The sequence below is a fragment of the Halotalea alkalilenta DSM 17697 genome, assembly GCF_000621205.1.
GTDB classification, from domain to species: domain Bacteria; phylum Pseudomonadota; class Gammaproteobacteria; order Pseudomonadales; family Halomonadaceae; genus Halotalea; species Halotalea alkalilenta.
Map to the genome: position 1 here is coordinate 29,927 of NZ_KK211233.1, position 15,685 is coordinate 45,611.

At 66.6% G+C, this 15,685-nt stretch carries 11 protein-coding genes; 9 read left to right on the forward strand and 2 right to left on the reverse strand.

Annotation, left to right across the window (positions count from 1 at the left end; genetic code table 11):
• The first annotated feature begins 85 nt into the window (after nucleotides 1–85).
• Nucleotides 86–1,936 carry a dihydroxy-acid dehydratase gene (ilvD, locus tag Q376_RS0118700; protein WP_027351590.1) on the forward strand — a complete coding sequence of 617 codons (1,851 nt, stop codon included), beginning with the start codon at nucleotides 86–88 and terminating at the stop codon, nucleotides 1,934–1,936.
• 71 nt (nucleotides 1,937–2,007) lie between these two features.
• Here the strand turns inward: ilvD and Q376_RS0118705 are convergent, their stop codons facing one another.
• Entirely contained in the window at nucleotides 2,008–4,230 is a 2,223-nt protein-coding gene (locus Q376_RS0118705; protein ID WP_027351591.1) for a TonB-dependent hemoglobin/transferrin/lactoferrin family receptor, read from the reverse strand.
• Nucleotides 4,231–4,500: 270 nt separating this feature from the next.
• Between Q376_RS0118705 and Q376_RS0118710 the strand changes: the two genes are divergently transcribed.
• From Q376_RS0118710 to Q376_RS23500, 3 genes are read left to right on the forward strand one after another with little or no spacing between them, the layout of a single operon-like run.
• Complete coding sequence (locus Q376_RS0118710) at nucleotides 4,501–5,349, forward strand: heme/hemin ABC transporter substrate-binding protein (protein ID WP_027351592.1); 849 nt, start codon at nucleotides 4,501–4,503, stop codon at nucleotides 5,347–5,349.
• On the forward strand, nucleotides 5,346–6,359 hold the full coding sequence (locus Q376_RS0118715) for a FecCD family ABC transporter permease (protein WP_027351593.1): 1,014 nt from the start codon (nucleotides 5,346–5,348) through the stop codon (nucleotides 6,357–6,359). The genes Q376_RS0118710 and Q376_RS0118715 overlap by 4 nt, the downstream gene beginning before the upstream one ends.
• A 9-nt stretch (nucleotides 6,360–6,368) precedes the next feature.
• Nucleotides 6,369–7,118: an ATP-binding cassette domain-containing protein gene (locus tag Q376_RS23500; protein ID WP_052365526.1), complete on the forward strand. Its 750-nt coding sequence runs from the start codon at nucleotides 6,369–6,371 to the stop codon at nucleotides 7,116–7,118.
• Nucleotides 7,119–7,127: 9 nt separating this feature from the next.
• Here Q376_RS23500 and nudE read toward each other — a convergent pair whose 3' ends face one another.
• On the reverse strand, nucleotides 7,128–7,736 hold the full coding sequence (nudE, locus tag Q376_RS23505; protein ID WP_052365550.1) for an ADP compounds hydrolase NudE: 609 nt from the start codon (nucleotides 7,734–7,736) through the stop codon (nucleotides 7,128–7,130).
• Between the two features lie 186 nt (nucleotides 7,737–7,922).
• Here nudE and Q376_RS0118730 point away from each other — a divergent pair, with 186 nt between their 5' ends.
• The 5 genes from Q376_RS0118730 to gshA all read left to right on the forward strand — a co-directional run bounded on the left by Q376_RS0118730 (nucleotide 7,923) and on the right by gshA (nucleotide 15,672).
• Nucleotides 7,923–8,312 (forward strand): RNA-binding S4 domain-containing protein, encoded by a 390-nt coding sequence (locus Q376_RS0118730; RefSeq protein ID WP_027351594.1) that lies wholly within the window; start codon nucleotides 7,923–7,925, stop codon nucleotides 8,310–8,312.
• A 108-nt stretch (nucleotides 8,313–8,420) separates the two neighbouring features.
• Nucleotides 8,421–9,323, forward strand: a complete 903-nt coding sequence (gene hslO, locus Q376_RS0118735) for an Hsp33 family molecular chaperone HslO (protein ID WP_027351595.1) — start codon at nucleotides 8,421–8,423, stop codon at nucleotides 9,321–9,323.
• Between the two features lie 457 nt (nucleotides 9,324–9,780).
• Nucleotides 9,781–11,364, forward strand: coding sequence for a phosphoenolpyruvate carboxykinase (locus Q376_RS0118740; protein ID WP_081803653.1), 1,584 nt, complete (start codon nucleotides 9,781–9,783; stop codon nucleotides 11,362–11,364).
• 129 nt (nucleotides 11,365–11,493) lie between these two features.
• Nucleotides 11,494–13,875 (forward strand): Tex family protein, encoded by a 2,382-nt coding sequence (locus Q376_RS0118745; RefSeq protein WP_027351597.1) that lies wholly within the window; start codon nucleotides 11,494–11,496, stop codon nucleotides 13,873–13,875.
• A gap of 201 nt (nucleotides 13,876–14,076) precedes the next feature.
• The gene (gshA, locus tag Q376_RS0118750; protein ID WP_027351598.1) at nucleotides 14,077–15,672 is read left to right on the forward strand and encodes a glutamate--cysteine ligase; all 1,596 of its coding nucleotides are present in this window, start codon (nucleotides 14,077–14,079) and stop codon (nucleotides 15,670–15,672) included.
• The last annotated feature ends 13 nt before the right edge of the window (nucleotides 15,673–15,685 follow it).

The window sequence follows — 15,685 nt, forward strand, 5'->3', positions numbered from 1 at the left end:
CGCTCGATCGAATGGTGTGCTGCGACGACCAGATCCGGGTCGCGACCCATCCGCTCGATCCATAGCTACGTGACGAGGAGGCTCCATGCCCACATACCGTTCCCGTACCACCACCGCGGGCCGCAACATGGCCGGCGCGCGCGCTCTGTGGCGCGCCACCGGCATGCAGGACGGCGATTTCGAAAAGCCGATCGTCGCGGTGGCCAACTCCTTCACCCAGTTCGTGCCCGGTCACGTCCACCTGAAAGACATGGGGCAACTGGTCGCTCGCGAGATCGAGCGCGCCGGCGGGGTGGCCAAGGAGTTCAACACCATCGCGGTCGACGATGGCATCGCCATGGGCCACGACGGGATGCTCTATTCGCTGCCCTCCCGCGACATCATCGCCGATTCGGTCGAGTACATGGTCAATGCGCACTGCGCCGATGCCTTGGTGTGCATCTCCAACTGCGACAAGATCACACCCGGCATGCTGATGGCGGCGATGCGGCTCAACATCCCGGTGATCTTCGTTTCCGGCGGGCCGATGGAGGCGGGCAAGACCAAGCTGCTCAACCACGGGCTCGATCTGGTCGATGCGATGGTGATGGCCGCCGACGACAGCGTCGATGACGAGACCCTGGCCGAGGTCGAGCGCAGCGCCTGCCCGACCTGTGGCAGCTGTTCGGGGATGTTCACCGCCAACTCGATGAACTGCCTCACCGAGGCGCTCGGCCTGGCGCTGCCGGGCAACGGCACGGTGCTCGCCACCCACGCCGATCGCAAGCGTCTGTTCGAGCGCGCCGGCCACACCATCGTCGAGCTGGCGCGGCGCTACTACGAGCAGGACGACGCCTCGGTGCTGCCGCGCTCGATCGGCTCGCGCGATGCGTTCAAGAACGCCATGACCCTCGACATCGCGATGGGCGGTTCGACCAACACCATCCTGCACCTGCTCGCCGCGGCCCAGGAAGGCGAGGTCGACTTCACCATGGCCGACATCGACAAGCTCTCCCGCGAAGTGCCGCAGCTCTGCAAGCTGGCACCGAACACCCAGAAGTACCACATCGAGGATTGCCACCGTGCCGGTGGGATCATGGGGATCCTCGGCGAGCTCGACCGCGCCGGGGTGCTCAATACCAGCCTGCCGACCGTGCATGCCCCGAGCCTCGCCGCCGCGCTCGACGAGTGGGACATCATGCGCAGCCCCTCGCCCGAGGTGGTCGAGTTCTTCAAGGCCGGGCCTGGCGGTGTGCGTACCCAGCAGGCGTTCTCGCAGAGCGCGCGCTGGCCGAGCCTCGACGGTGACCGCGCCCAGGGCTGCATCCGCGATCTCGAGCACGCCTTCTCTCCCGAAGGCGGCCTTGCGGTGCTGTTCGGCAACATCGCCGAGAGCGGCTGCGTGGTGAAGACCGCAGGGGTCGACGACTCGATCCTGGTGTTCGAGGGCCCGGCCCATGTGGTCGAGTCCCAGGACCAGGCGGTCGAGCACGTGCTCAGCGGTAAGGTGAAGGCGGGTGAGGTGGTGGTGATCCGCTACGAGGGGCCGAAGGGGGGGCCGGGCATGCAGGAGATGCTCTACCCGACCTCGTATCTCAAGTCCAAGGGGCTCGGTAAGGCCTGCGCGCTGCTCACCGACGGGCGCTTCTCCGGTGGCACTTCGGGGCTCTCGATCGGCCACGTCTCCCCCGAGGCCGCGGCGGGCGGTGCGATCGGGCTGGTCGAGCAGGGTGACCTGATCCGCATCGACATCCCCAGCCGGCGTATCGACGTGCTGCTCGACCCTGCCGAGCTGGCTCGTCGCCGGGAGGCGATGGAGGCGCGCGGTGACAAGGCGTGGAAGCCCTCGATCGAGCGCGTCCGCCGGGTCAGCGCTGCGCTCAAGGCCTATGCGATGCTCGCCACCTCCGCCGACCGCGGCGCGGTGCGGGACCTGGCCAAGCTCGAGGATCGTTGACCCCGCGTTATCGCTTGCCGTTCTGACACGCCCCCGCCATCGCGGGGGCGTGTGCGTTTCAGCCCTGGAACCTAGAACACGTACTCGACGCTGGCGCCGAAGTTGCGTCCCGGTTGGGTATAGCGGTCGATACCGGCGTTGGTGGCAAGACCGCGAACGTCGTCCCACACCCAATACTGCTTGTCGGCGAGGTTGAACACGCCGCCGCGCAGGGTCAGGTGCTCGCCGACGCGCAGGTAGCCGGTCAGGTCGTAGAGCTGGTAGGCGCCCGGGGCGTAGGGGCTTGCGCCGGCGTCGGCCTGGCTGACGTGATTGACGAAGGTCGCCGCCAGCTCGCTGCCCCAGCGCTGGCTCGGGGCGTCGTAGCCGAGGCTGACCACGCCCTGGACCGGCGGTACCGATTGGATCGCGCCGCCGTCCTCGAGGTTCTTGCCCTCGATGTAGGCCAATGCGCCGCGCAGCGACAGGCCCTGGGCCCAGCCGAAGGCCTGCGCCAGGTCGAGCACGCCCTTGGCCTCGAAGCCGCGGATCAGCGCACGGTCGAGGTTCCGGGTGGTGAATTCACCAAATGGATAGTTCGCGGGATCGATGCTGACCGAGGCGTTGCTCTCGATGAAGTTGCGGTAGTGGGTATAGAAGCTGGTCACTTCCGCGCTGCCCAGGCGCCCGTCGAAGCGCAGGCCGAGCTCGACGAAGCGGCTGTACTCGGGCTGCAGGTCGGGGTTGGCGACAATCCGGTAGGGGCGTCCGGCGACGGCATAGTCGTAGTAGAGCTCGTCGTAGGAGGGCGCGCGGAAGCCGAAGCCGGTCTTGCCGAACAGCTGGAGGTTGGGGGTGAACCGCCAGGTGCCGCCGATCTGGCCGGTGAGCGCGCGATCCTCGGCGTCATCGTAGGACTGCGAGGTCAGGCCGTCGTTGTCCAGGTCGTAGGAGTAGCGGTCGAAGCGCAGCGCCGGGGTGAGCGAGCCTCGATCATCGGCGAACGACAGCCGATCCTGCAGGTAGAGCCCTATGCGGGTCGCCGTGCCGGGGGGCGAGAAGCGGGTGGCCTCCACGCTCCCTGCGTCGAGGTTGAAGTCGCTGTTGCGGTTGTTGTAGGCGTCGCGCTTGATCACTACCCCGTAGGCGAGCTGCTGCGGTACACCGAGCTCCAGCGCCTTGGCGAAGTCGGCCTTGAGCTGCCAGCTGTTCTGGGTGTATTCGCGGTCGACCTTGCGGTCATAGGCGCTGGCGGCAGTGGCATAGGTGAACGAACTGTCGTCGATCGTCGAGGTGCGCTGCCAGTCGAGGCGCCAGCGGACGTCGTCGAACATCGCGGTGTCGAGCATCGCATCCTGGTAGATGCCGAGGCGGGTGCGGGTCAGCGAGTCGTCGGTGAAGTAGTCGCGATAGCTCGAGGTCTCCGAGGAGAACGTGTGCAGCTGCGAGGAGGCGCGATACTTTTGCGCGACCATGCCGATGCGGCCGTTGTCCATCACCCGCTGCAGCTTGAGCAGCAGGTCGTAGTTGTCGATGTCGCCCGGGTCCGGGGTGGTGCGCGACGTGCCGCTGGTGCGGTCGTCGCTGCCGTTGCTTTCGTGGTTCCTGGTGGCCTGGCCGTGGCGGTTGGTCAGTACCAGCATCGATTCGTACTCGCCTCGACGCGCCGCCAGGGTGGTGCTCTCGAAGAACCCTTTCCGATCGCTGCGGTATCCGGCCTTGAAGCTGGCGTAGCTGTCGTCCCCGCTCGGGGCGAGGAAATCCTCGGGCGCCTTGAGCCGCATGTCGACCACGCCGCTGAGCCCCGATCCCGCCACGGCGTCGCCGCCCTTGATCACGTTGATCCCGGCGAGGGACTCGACGTCGACGCTGACCCGGCTGCTTTTCAGATAGGTCGAAGTAGGACCGTAGCTCTCCGCCATCTCGAGTCCGTCGAGTCCGATCGATACCCTGTTCTCATCCAGTCCGCGCACGTTGAAGCCGGCGAGGCCGAAGCGTCCCTTGTTGGTCACCAGTACCCCGGGTTCGTAGCGGGTGGCGTCCGCGATCGAGTAGGACAAGGTGCTGGCCAGCTTCTCCGCGTCGACCGTGGCGACGGTGCTCTGTTCCAGAGTGGTGCGCTCGACCGCGGAGGGCGCGCGCTTGGCGTTGACTTCCAGCGTCGGCAGCGAAACCGGATGCTCGCTTTGCTGGGTCATGGCGGTCTGTGCCTGGGCCGCGGAGGCGGCCAGCGATATGGCGATCGCCAGCGGAGAGACGAGCAGGCTGGCCGGCCGGCGTTGGCAACGCGTGGCCGAGTGTGGCGAGGTCTTCATGATGGCTGGTTGGGTGCCCTTGAATGTTATATGGCGAAAGGTTCGAGGATCGTTTTTTAATGATATTTATTGTCATTGGTATTCTAATGTCGTTCGCATTCCTGCGCTATGCCCGCATAGGGTCCAAGACCCAGCATTAGGAGGGCGCCTGCCCGGCGTACCACCATCGATCAGGCTCGATGCCCGGGCGAAGGCTGACGTGTGCGCGAAATTTTCTCGAAGTTGGTGGTTTTCTTGCACGAAGTGCGTGATGAGCAGAGGGGATTCGAAATGAGAAGGCTGCAATGCAGGGGCGTCGCCGTGCTGCTGCTGTTCGGTCTGCTGGGCGCTGTCCGCTTCGCTTGGGCCGCGGCCGATACCGTGGTGGTCGGCGGCGATGTCGCCGAGATCGTGGCCGAACTGGGGCGCACCGAGGTGCTGGTGGGCCGCGACGACACCGGCGTCTATCCCGCTGAGATCGCGCTGCTGCCGTCGGTCGGCTATCTGCGCAGGCTCTCCGCGGAGAGCGTGCTTTCGCTCGGTGCCCGACGGCTGCTGGTCAGCGACGCGGCGCAGCCGCGCGAGACGCTCGCCCAGCTCGAGGCGAGCGGCGTCGAGGTGGTGCGCATCGACGCTGGGCAGGATTTCGATGCGCTGGAGCGCAAGGTCCGGCAGGTCGCCACCGCGCTCGATGCAAAAGCCCAGGGTGAGGGGCTGATCGCGCGCCTCGACGAGCAGCGTGCGCGGGTCGAGGGCCTGGCGCCGCTCCATTCGCGTGCGCTGTTCATTCTCGGCCACGGCGGGGCGCCGATGGTGGCGGGCCGGGGCAACTCGGCGGATGCCGCGATGCGCCTCGCCGGGCTCGACTGGCGGCCCGACTTTTCCGGCTACAAGCGAGTGGGGGGAGAAGCGCTGGTGGCGCTCGCCCCCGAGGTGGTGCTGATCTCGCCTATCGGTCTAGAAGCGCTGGGCGGCGAGGAGGCGCTGTGGCGCATGCCGGGTATCGGCATGACCCCTGCGGGACGAGAACGACGCTATATCGAGGTCGACGAGCAGGCCTTGCTCGGCTTCGGTCCGCGCACGCCTGAAGCGATCCTGGCGCTGCACGCCGCGCTGGCCGAAGACGAGGCCGGTAGATGAGCGGTGGGCAAGCGAGGCCCGAGACGAAAGTGTTGGTGCTGCTCGGTCTACTCGCGCTGGCATTGATGATCGGCGCCAGCAGTGGGGTGATCGGCCTGTCGCCCCGGCTGCTGTTCGGCGACTGGCCCGATGCGCTCGGCTGGCAGGTGTGGTGGCAGCTGCGCCTGCCGCGGCTGCTGCTCGGCGTGCTGATCGGGGCGATGCTGGCCGCCGGCGGCGCCGCGATGCAGGGGCTGTTTCGCAATCCGCTCGCCGATCCGACCCTGCTGGGGTTGGCCAACGGTGCCGGGCTCGCGGTCGCGGCGCTGATCGTCCTCGGTGGGGGAATGGCCGGGCCGCTCGGCCTCTATGCGCAGTTCCTCGCCGGCTTCATCGGCGCCTTGGTGGTCAGCGCGCTGGTGTTCCAGATCGGTCGGCGCTATCGAGGCCGCGAGGCGGTGGTGACCCTGCTGCTCGCGGGGCTGGCGATCAATGTGATCGCCGGTGCCGGGGGAGGGCTTCTCGCCTTCATCGCCAGCGACGAGCAGCTGCGCCAGCTGAGTCTCTGGGGGATGGGGAGCCTGGCCCATGCGCTATGGCCTGCGACCCTTGCCGCGATGGTGCTGCTGCCGCTGGCGCTGCTGGGGCTCGCCCGCTGCGCGCGTGGGCTCGATCTGCTGCAGCTCGGTGAGCTGACCGCGCACGCTGCCGGCCTCGATGCGCAGTCGCTGCGTCGCCGAGTGATCCTCGCGGTCTCCCTGGGCGTGGGAGCGAGCGTCGCCCTGGCCGGTATCATCGGTTTCATCGGCCTGCTCGTGCCCCATGTGCTCAGGCTATGGATGGGGCCGGGCCACCGTTTGCTGCTGCCGGCATCGATGGTGGGCGGCGCGCTGCTGTTGGTGGTCGCCGACACCCTGGCGCGGACCATGATGTCGCCCGCGGAGGTGCCGGTGGGGCTTTTGACCAGTCTGCTCGGTGGTCCCTACTTTTTATGGCTGCTGCTGCGTCGGCGCCGTACTGCGATGGAGTAGCCAACATCGATGTTGACCCTCGAAGAAGCCTGTCTCGACACCACGCCACGCCTTGCGGCGATCAGCGATCGCCTGGCGCCGGGCGAGCTGCTTGGCGTGATCGGCCCTAATGGCGCGGGCAAGAGCACGCTGATCTCGCTGCTCTCCGGCTACCGTGCGCCTTCACGGGGGCGGGTCTTGTTCGACGGTGTGGCGCTCGCCGATCACGACCCTGCGGCGCTGGCGCGCCGGCGTGCGCTGGTCGCCCAGGCGGAGGCGCCAGCGTTCGACTGGCGGGTGTCCGAGTTCCTGGGGCTGGGCGGCGGCACCAGCGATGGCATTGCCCGTGCGATCCATGCGCTCGAGCTCGAAGCGTTCGAGGCTCGGGGCATCGGTGGCCTGTCCGGTGGCGAGCGCCAGCGAGTGATGATCGCCCGAGCGCTGTGCCAGCTGGATGCGCTGGAAGGGGATGGAACGCTTACCCGCCTGCTGCTGCTGGACGAGCCGAACAGCGCCCTCGACATCGGTCACCAGCAGCGGCTGATGCGCCTTCTGCAGCGGCTTGTCCGGGAGCGCGGGCTAGGGGTGGTGTGCGTGCTGCACGATCTCAACCTCGCCGCCACTTATTGCGACCGGCTGTGGCTGCTGCGCGACGGGGCGCGTGTGGCCAGCGGCACGCCGCGGGAAGTGTTCGCCAATGGCGGGATAGCCGAGGTGTTCGACGTCGAGCTGGAGATCAGCCTGTGCGATGAACGGCCGCGCCTGCGCTTGCGGCAGTAGCCGTCGGTATCACCACGGCAGCGGGGTGTCGTCCGCGTTCGAACCGGTAATGTCGTAGTCGGAGAGGCTGTCGAGGTAGTCTCGCGCCATGTAGAGCGCTGCGATGCTGCGCGCTTCGTGGAAGTCGTCGCGGTTGAGCAACTGGTCGAGCTGGTCGAGGCGAAAGCGAACCACCTCGAGCGGTTCGGGCTCGTCGCCCGGGAGGCGCTCGGGATAGAGGTCGGTGGCGAGGACCACGGTGATGCGATGGGCCATGTAGTTGGGCGCGATGCTCAGTTCGGTGAGCGGTTCGATCGAGCGCGCACCGAAGCCGCACTCCTCCTTGAGCTCGCGATTGGCCGCGGAGATCATGTCCTCGCCCAGGTCGATGGAACCCTTGGGCAGACCGAGCAGGTAGCGCTCGAATCCCGCGGCGTACTCTCTTACCAGCAGGACGTGCTCGGGGTCGGGCATCGCCACGATCATCACCGCGCTGAAGCCCCCCGAACTGCGCAGACGTTCGAAGGTGCGTCGCTCGCCGTTGGCGAAGCGCAGATCGAGTTCTTCGATGCAGAAAAGGCGTGAGCGGGCGAGCTCGCGCCGGGCGGTGATGGTCGGTTTTTTGGCGGGCATGGCCATATCCTCGGCAAGTCGTGCGATGGGCGCACCTTTTCTCGGATCGTGCGCGCCATGCAAGGTTCCATCCTTGGCCCTGGGCGAGCGATTGTCCACTGCTTGCCGCGTTGCTCTTGGTGAATTGCGAAGTCGCCCCCATCTTGATTCCCAACCCAGACGCCGGCCGGTTCGGCGACGAGAGGAGCGACGATGGATCAGGTTCGACTCGACAAATGGCTGTGGGCTGCGCGCTTGTTCAAGACCCGGGCATTGGCGAAGAAGGCGATAGAGGGCGGCAAGGTCCACTACGATGGCGAGCGTGCCAAGACCAGCAAGCAAGTGGCTGCGGGGGCGCGGCTCAAGGTGACCCAGGGATGGGACACCCTCGAGATCGAGGTGCTGGCGCTGAGCGACCAGCGCCGTGGTGCGGACCACGCACGTACGCTCTACACCGAGACGCCGGCCAGCCGCGAGCGTCGCGAGCGCGAAGCGCAGAACCGCAAGCTTGCCCACCAGAGCATGCAGGCACCGCCGCATCGGCCGGACAAGAAGTCTCGCCGCGAGATCCATCGCTTCCAGCGCCAGGGCTTCGACGACTGAAACCCCATCCCTGCCGGTGTTCTCTGCGCGTGTCCACGCCGGACGTGGACTTTCCAAGGCTATCGCGCCCGTGTTCGTTCGCGCGGCGCCCTCGATGGATTTTTACCGATGACTCAATCCGAATCCGATCGGCTGCAGCGTTTCCTGTTCGACGATACCCAGGTACGCGGTGAGCTGGTGCAGCTCGAAGACAGCTACCAGAGCACGCTCTCCCGCCACGATTATCCCGCGCCGGTAGAGCGCCTGCTCGGCGAGCTGCTCGCCGCCTGCGCGCTGCTCACCGCGACGATCAAGCTCGACGGCGTACTCAGCCTCGAGGTGCGCGGCGATGGACCGCTTTCGCTGCTGATGGCCGAGTCGAATCCCGGCGGTACCGAGATCGCGCAGCGGCTGCGCGCGATCGCACGCTTCGATGAGCAGGCGCTGGCAACGCTCGATGATGCGAGCTTGTCCTCGCTGGTCGGTACCGGGCAGGTGGTGATCACCCTCGACCCGCGCGGTGGGCAGCGCTACCAGGGGATAGTCGCCCTCGACCAGGCGACCCTGAGCGGCTGCCTGGAGGATTACTTCGCGCGTTCCGAGCAGTTGCCGACCCGGCTCTGGCTCGCCGCGGGCGAGCGCCGCGCCGCAGGGCTGCTGGTCCAGAAGCTGCCCGAGGACGGCCGCCAGCCGGATGTGGACGCGTGGGACCGGATCAATGCGCTGGCCGAGACCATCACCGGCGAGGAGCTTTTGGAGCTTGCGCCCGAGCAGGTGCTCTATCGGCTGTTCCACGAGGAGCGCGCCCGGCTGTTCGAGCCGGCGCCGCTCGCCTTCGGCTGCACCTGCTCGCGCGAGCGCTTCGCCCAAGCGCTGCATCGGCTCGGCGCCGACGAGCTGCGCTCGGCGGTCGCCGAACAGGGGCGCATCGATACCCAGTGCCACTTCTGCAACACGCACTATGTGTTCAGCGCCGCGGACGTCGAGGAGCTGATCCAGCGCCCCGACGCACCTTCCCCGACCTTGCACTGATCGCTCGCCGGACGAGTCATGAAGCCCGCGCGCGCAGCGCGGGCTTTTTTCGTCTGGCCATATTGGCGTCTGCGCTGCGGTGAATGTCGGTCCGCCGAGGGGAGAATGGTAGCCGATGCCGTCGCGAAAGGGCGATCGGGGCTTTCTCTTTCGACCTTCGTCGCATCGAAAAGTGGTAATAAAACACCGAAAGAGACGTGAGGGCGCTGTCTCGATACGCTCTTAGGGCTAGACGAAAGTAGACTTTCATTCATCGTAAATATCGGTGCTGAAAGGGATTTTACCCTCGATGGCTTTTTGACATACTGGCTCGCCTAGGTGCTTGAACAGCCGTGTGGAGCACCGCCCAGGTCAGTGCGACGGGGAGACGCCGTTCCCGTACGTGCGTGCCGATAACTGAAGCCTGGCCCTAAGAGGCTGGCCAACGAGAGAGAGCGGCTTTTCGCCACCTAATGCCATGACCATCGAACAGTCGAAATCCACCTTCTCGGTGCAGTACGACCCACGCCATCGGGTGCGGCTCAATCCCTGCGCCACTGAGCTGATCGAGCTGTCGCTCGCACGCGGTGAAACCCGCCTCGCCGCCAACGGCGGTTTGACCGCCGAGACCGGTGCGCGCACCGGGCGCTCGCCCAAGGATCGCTTCATCGTCGACGAGCCCGGCTCGCGATCGCTGATCGACTGGGGCGAGGTCAATCAACCCTTCGATTCGACCCGCTTCGAGGCGCTGTGGGGGCGGGTGGAGAGCTATCTCGGTGAGCGTGAGAACTTCGTTTGCACGCTGCATGTGGGCGCCGACGAAAATCACTACCAGCCGGTTCGGGTAGTGGCCGAGAACGCTTGGCATGCGCTCTTCGCGAACACCATGTTCGTGCGCCCCGAGGCCTACAACCCCTTGGACAAGCCGGAGTGGACGATCCACAGCGCGCCGTGGTTCGTCTGCGAACCGCAGCGAGACGGCACCCGCTCCGAGGCCACCACGATCATCGATTTCGCTGGTCGCAGGGTGCTGCTCGCCGGGATGCGCTACGCCGGTGAGATCAAGAAGGCGATGTTCTCGGTGCTCAACTACCTCCTCCCCGAGCAAGACGTGCTGCCGATGCACTGCAGCGCCAACGTCGGTCAGGACGGTCGCACCACGCTGTTCTTCGGTCTCTCCGGCACCGGCAAGACTACGCTCTCCGCCGATCCCGAGCGCTACTTGATCGGTGATGACGAGCACGGTTGGGCTCCCGGTGGGGTATTCAATTTCGAAGGCGGCTGCTATGCCAAGACGATCGACCTGTCGGAGCAGAACGAGCCGATCATCTGGAACGCGATCCGCTTCGGCACGGTGCTCGAGAACGTGGTGCTCGACGAGCACCGGGTACCCGACTACGCCGATACCCGGCTGTCGCAGAACGGTCGCGCCGCCTATCCACTCGAGCACGTCGAGCGGCGCGTGCCCGAGAACCGCGGTCCCGAGCCGAGCTCGATCGTGTTCTTGACCTGCGATATGACCGGGGTGCTGCCGCCGGTGGCGCGACTCTCCAAGGAGGCCGCCGCCTACCATTTCCTTTCCGGCTACACGGCCAAGGTCGGTTCCACCGAGATCGGCTCCACCTCCGGGCTCGAAGCGACCTTTTCGACCTGCTTCGGCGCGCCGTTCTTCGCCCGTCCACCGCGGGTCTATGCCGATCTGCTGATCAAGCGTCTCGAAGCCTTCGGCACCCAGGTCTACCTGGTCAATACCGGTTGGACCGGAGGGGCCTATGGGCAAGGGGGGAAGCGCTTCAGCATTCCCGTGACCCGAGCGGTGATTCGCGCGATCCAGAGTGGTGAGCTCGACCAGGCCGAGACCCGGCATCTGCCAGGGATCAATCTGGATGTTCCGGTAGCGGTGGAGGGGGTCGATCCCCGCCTGCTCGATCCGCGCGAGGCGTGGGACGACACGCCTGCCTTCGAGGCCCAGGCAAAGCAGCTCGCTACTCGTTTTCGTGACAATTTCGCCCGCTTCGAGAACATGGACCCGCGGATCGAGGCCGCCGGCCCCCAGCTCTGACGCTCGATTCGAGCAGTCCACGCAGGCCTCGATTGCACCACCGGCGCAATCGGGGCCTGCGCATTTTGGCCCGCGGCGGCCAAAAGTGGTCTAATCGGCGCTCATCGCAACCAGGAAGAATTAGGTGCCATGATTGACCGCCAAACGCTCGATCTTTCCGCCGTCATCTCCGCGCGCATTGCCGCCGAGCTCGATGTTCGCCCTCAGCAGGTGGTGGCCGCCATCGCGCTGCTCGACGAAGGCTCGACGGTGCCGTTCATCTCGCGCTATCGCAAGGAGGTCACGGGCGGTCTCGATGATAGCCAGCTGCGTACCCTCGAGGAGCGGTTGCGTTATCTGCGCGAACTGGAGGATCGGCGTCGCGCGGTGATCGAGGAGATCGCGCAGCAGGGCAAGCTCGACCCCGCGCTCGAGCGCCAGCTGCGCGATGCCGAGACCAAGCAGCGGCTCGAGGATCTCTACCTGCCATTTCGCAAGAAGCGCCGCACCAAGGCGCAGATCGCCCGTGAGGCGGGGCTCGAGCCGTTGGCGGATGCCTTGCTCGACGATCCGGGTCTCGACCCCGAGGAGGCCGCCGAGCCTTACGTCGCGGCCTCCAAGGCGCTCACCAACGATGATGGCGAATCGCTCGCCCTGGCCGATGTCAAGGCGGCGCTCGATGGCGCCAAGCAGATCCTGATGGAGCGCTTCTCCGAGGATGCCGAGCTGCTCGCCCGGCTGCGCGACCGGCTGTGGGAGGAAGGCGAGCTCAATGCGCGCGTGGTCAAGGGGCGTGAGCAGGAGGGGGCCAAGTTCTCCGACTACTTCGAGCATACCGAGCGTCTGGCCCTGGTGCCTTCGCACCGGGCGCTGGCGATGTTCCGCGGTCGCAACGAGGGCGTATTGAGCCTGAGCTTGACGCTGCCCGACGAGGCGCAGGCCAAGGTGCATCCCGCCGAGATCGAGATCGCTCGCACGGTGGGGATTCGCGACCAGGGCCGCAAGGCGGATCGGTGGCTGGCCGAGGTGGTGCGCTGGACCTGGCGGGTGAAGCTCTACACCAGCCTTGAAACCGAGCTGTTCTCGCGCCTGCGCGAGCAGGCCGAACTGGGTGCGATCGGGGTGTTCGCCGCCAACCTCAAGGACCTGCTGCTCGCAGCACCAGCGGGCGCGCGGGCGACGCTGGGGCTCGATCCGGGGCTGCGCACCGGGGTCAAGGCGGCGGTGATCGACGCCACCGGCAAGCTGGTCGATACCGCGACCATCTATCCCCACGCGCCGCACAATCGTTGGGACGAATCGCTCGCGACACTGGCCCGGCTTTGCAAGCAGCATGGCGTCGAGCTGATCGCGATCGGTAACGGTACCGCCAGCCGTGAGACCGATCGTCTCGCCCAGGCGTTGATCCGTGAGCTGCCGCCGGTGGAAGGGCGCCCGGTCGGCAAGGTGGTGGTCAGCGAGGCCGGCGCTTCGGTCTACTCGGCCTCCGAGTATGCGGCGCGTGAGTTCCCCGGGCTCGACGTGACCCTGCGTGGCGCGGTGTCGATCGCCCGCCGGCTGCAGGATCCGCTGGCCGAGCTGGTCAAGATCGAGCCTAAGTCGATCGGTGTCGGCCAGTACCAGCACGATGTCTCCCAGCTCCAGCTCGCCCGTGCGCTGGATGCGGTGGTCGAGGACTGCGTCAACGCGGTCGGTGTGGATCTCAATACTGCCTCTCCCGCGCTGCTGGCGAGAGTCTCGGGGCTGAACTCGACGCTCGCCGCCAACATCGTCGCCGCCCGCGACGAGCGCGGCGCGTTCAGGAGCCGACGTGCGCTGCTCGAGGTCAGCCGGCTGGGACCGAAGACCTTCGAGCAGTGCGCTGGATTTCTCAGGATCATGAACGGTGACGATCCGCTCGACGCATCCAGCGTCCACCCCGAAGCCTATCCGGTGGTCGAGCGCATCGCCGCTCGTGCCGGGCGCGACAAGGGCAGCCTGATCGGAGACAGCGCTTTCCTCAAGAAGCTCGACCCCGCCGAGTTCGTCGACCAGCGCTTCGGGGTGCCGACCATCACCGACATCCTCAAGGAGCTCGACAAGCCGGGGCGCGACCCTCGTCCCCAGTTCGCCGTCGCCGAGTTCAAGGAAGGGGTCGAGAAGCTCTCCGATCTGTCGCCCGACATGGTGCTCGAAGGAGTGATCACCAACGTCACCAACTTCGGTGCTTTCGTCGACATCGGCGTGCACCAGGACGGGCTGGTGCATATCTCCGCGCTGTCCGAGCGCTTCGTCAAGGACCCTCGCGAAGTGGTCAAGGCCGGCGATATCGTCAAGGTCAAGGTGCTCGAGGTCGATGTGCCGCGCAAGCGCATTGCGCTGACCATGCGGCTCTCCGATCGCGCCGAGCGCCAGCCGGCGCAGGCCCGAGGGGAGCGCCGCGGCGATGACCGCCGCCGCTCGGCGCGCGACGAGCCGCGAGAGGGCAGTGCGCCGATGGGCGCGCTCGGTGCTGCGCTGCTCAAAGCGGGAGCGGCCAAGCGGGATCGTTGAGCGATAGCGTCGAAGAGTCGACGAATCTGCGACGAAGCTTGAAAGCCCACGGCGCGTATTCATAATGAGTGCCAATTTGGTCCCGTTCCGTTCGTTCATCGGATCGGACAGGATCCTGGATCCCGAGGGCGCGGGTCGTTGCGCCGCGCGACAGCGTGGCGTCGGGTTCGATCCGCGCTGACTTAGAGAAGGTGCACATCCTTGTCGGAACAATTCGCCCGAATCGTCGCGGCTCTCGAGGCGCCGGTGCGCCAAGGCAGGACCGGCCGTATCCGCCGCGGTATCGAGAAAGAGGGCCTGCGCGTCGACCCGCTCGGCAGGATCAGCCAGCTGCCCCATCCGCGCCAGCTGGGCTCCAAGCTCACCCACCCGTACATCACGACGGACTACTCCGAGGCGCTGCTCGAGTTCGTCACTCCGGTCTACTCCCGGCCGAGTGACGCGCTCGACTTCCTCGCCGACCTGCACCGTTTCAGCTATCGCCAGCTGGGTGACGAGCTGATCTGGCCTGCCAGCATGCCTGCCTGGCTCGACGGCAATGCAAGCGTGCCGATCGCTGACTACGGTAGCTCCAATACCGGGCAGATGAAGCAGGTCTACCGGCGTGGCCTCGACGTGCGCTACGGGCGGATCATGCAGTCGATCGCCGGCATCCACTACAACTTCTCGCTGCCCGACGCGATGTGGCGCGAGCTGGCCGCGCTCGAAGGAAAGTCGGGGGTCGGGCTTTGTGAGTATCGCTCCCAGGGCTACTTCCGGCTGATTCGTAACTTCCGCCGCACCAGCTGGCTCTTGATGTACCTGTTCGGCGCCTCGCCCGCTTTCGATCGCAGCTTCCTAGATGGGCGCAAGGTCGAGGGCTTCGAGGCGCTGGGGCGGCGAACGCTGGTGTCGGAGCATGCCTCGACCCTGCGGATGAGCGATTTGGGCTATCACAACAAGGTCCAGGACCAATTGAAGGTCTGCTTCGACTCCCTCGATGAGTACGTCGATACCCTGCGTCATGCGGTGAGCACACCCTGGCCGGACTACCAGCGCACCGGGGTCGAGGTCGACGGGCAGTGGCGGCAGCTCAACGCCAACATCCTGCAGATCGAGAACGAGTACTACAGCGACATCCGGCCCAAGCGGGTGGCGCGCCACAACCAGACGCCGACCCAGGCGCTCGAGGCCGATGGTGTCGAGTACATCGAGGTACGCTGTCTCGATATCAATCCGCTGCTGCCGCTTGGCATCGACGAAACCCAGATCCGCTTCCTCGACGCCTTCCTGATTCGCTGCCTGCTCGCCGACGACGCGCCGATCGGTGCGGCCGAGTGCGCGCGACTCGACGCCAATCGTGGCCGGGTGGTCACGCAGGGACGGGATCCGGGCCTGATGCTCGAGTTCGAGGACGGTGCGCTTTCGCTCGCCGAGGCGGGTGGGCGGCTGTTCGACGAGCTGCGCGCCGCTGCGGGGCTGCTCGATCTTGCCGAGCGGAACACCCCGCACGCGGATGCGGTCGAAGCGCTCGCACCGCGGATCGGCGATCCCGCGTTGACGCCGGCGGGAGAGATATTCGCCGCGCTTTCGCGCGAGGGTGAGGACTTCATCGATTGGACCCTCGAGCGGGCCAGGGAGCAGGCGGCCGAGTTCCTCGGCACGCCGATGGATCGTGCCCGCGAGGCGCTGCTCGACCAGCTCGTCGAGACCTCGCTGATCCAGCAGCGCGATATCGAGGCCGACGACGAGCTCTCCTTCGGTGAGTACCTGGCCGGCTACTTCGCCCGGGCCGAGGCCGTCGCCAAGCGTGCCTGAGGCTGAGCGTCCG

Bases quoted from the DNA above. Each gene is read 5' to 3' on its own strand.
- nudE (WP_052365550.1), bottom strand. From the start codon at position 7,736: ATGGCCATGCCCGCCAAAAAACCGACCATCACCGCCCGGCGCGAGCTC.
- Q376_RS0118710 (WP_027351592.1), top strand. From the start codon at position 4,501: ATGAGAAGGCTGCAATGCAGGGGCGTCGCCGTGCTGCTGCTGTTCGGT.
- Q376_RS0118740 (WP_081803653.1), top strand. From the start codon at position 9,781: ATGACCATCGAACAGTCGAAATCCACCTTCTCGGTGCAGTACGACCCA.
- Q376_RS0118730 (WP_027351594.1), top strand. From the start codon at position 7,923: ATGGATCAGGTTCGACTCGACAAATGGCTGTGGGCTGCGCGCTTGTTC.
- Q376_RS0118705 (WP_027351591.1), bottom strand. From the start codon at position 4,230: ATGAAGACCTCGCCACACTCGGCCACGCGTTGCCAACGCCGGCCGGCC.
- Q376_RS23500 (WP_052365526.1), top strand. From the start codon at position 6,369: ATGTTGACCCTCGAAGAAGCCTGTCTCGACACCACGCCACGCCTTGCG.
- Q376_RS0118715 (WP_027351593.1), top strand. From the start codon at position 5,346: ATGAGCGGTGGGCAAGCGAGGCCCGAGACGAAAGTGTTGGTGCTGCTC.
- hslO (WP_027351595.1), top strand. From the start codon at position 8,421: ATGACTCAATCCGAATCCGATCGGCTGCAGCGTTTCCTGTTCGACGAT.
- ilvD (WP_027351590.1), top strand. From the start codon at position 86: ATGCCCACATACCGTTCCCGTACCACCACCGCGGGCCGCAACATGGCC.
- Q376_RS0118745 (WP_027351597.1), top strand. From the start codon at position 11,494: ATGATTGACCGCCAAACGCTCGATCTTTCCGCCGTCATCTCCGCGCGC.